Source organism: Micromonospora sp. ALFpr18c (assembly GCF_008868155.1).
GTDB lineage: Bacteria > Actinomycetota > Actinomycetes > Mycobacteriales > Micromonosporaceae > Micromonospora.
The window spans coordinates 1-934 of record NZ_WBKR01000429.1 but is presented as its reverse complement, the minus strand read 5'-3'; the positions used below and the strand labels follow the sequence as shown (position 1 = coordinate 934).

Here is a 934-nt window from a genome sequence, read left to right as displayed (position 1 = left end):
CACCCGCGACGCCTGACCCCGCGGCGGCAACGCCCGCCTAGCGGCCCGCCATGCACGTCGCCGCCGGTCGGCTGCGTCCCATGAGCCGGCACCGTGTCATCGGTCAGCAGGAGCAACCGCCGGCACGCCGACGGCGCCACCTCAGCCCCGTTCGGGCTGGACGATCTGGGCGCGCAGGGTGGCCAGCAGGGCGGCGCTGTCGGCGACCGAGAGCCGGGTGAACACGCCGGTGGCGATGCTGCCGTGGTCGACCGAGGTGCAGACCACCACGTCGCTGCCGTCCGCCCGGCCGACCGCGCAGCGCTCGTGCCTGCCGCGCACACCGGTGTCCACGGTTTCGGGGGCGTCCAGCGCGTACCGGTCGGTGAGCCGACTGATCTCGGCCTCCGCGTCCGACTCCGGGCTCAGGCGGAAGCCGGTGCCGCCGAAGACCGTCACCCGCTTGCCGCTGGTCGTGGAGTAGACGCCGGCGAAGGTGTCCTCGGCCAGCCAGTGCTGCTGGCGTACCTCGCTCTCCAACTGCCGGGCGGTGTCGGCGCTGCGGTTGTCCTGCCGCAGGCTGAGGTCCTCCACCTGCTCGGGCAGAGCCGCGCGGACCGGGTACTGGGCCGAGATCGGGAACCCGTAGTAGGCGGGGCAGCCGCAGCAGCACGCCAGCGTGAGCAGCAGCAGCCACGGCCAGCGGCGTCGACGCCGAACCGGGACCGGCACGTACCCCTTGGGGGCCTGCCAGCCCGGTGGCGCCGCGGAGCGCCGGCCCCGACGCTGCTTCGGTACGGGGGCCGGCGCGGGCGGTGACATCGGCCGGGCCGGCGGCGGCGCGGGCGACATCGGCCGGGCCGGCGGGACCGGCCGCGCGGCCGGTGGCGACACCGGGTGCGAACCGATCGACGGAGCGGGCGGACCGGACCACTGCCGGGTCGCCGGCGGCGTG

1 protein-coding gene is annotated in these 934 nt (G+C 76.2%); it reads right to left on the bottom strand.

Features of this window, described 5'->3' with window-relative positions; translation table 11 throughout:
- Nucleotides 1–141: 141 nt before the first annotated feature.
- A partial coding sequence (locus tag F8271_RS31535) for a hypothetical protein (protein ID WP_225854909.1) occupies nucleotides 142–934 on the bottom strand: 793 nt, incomplete at its 5' end.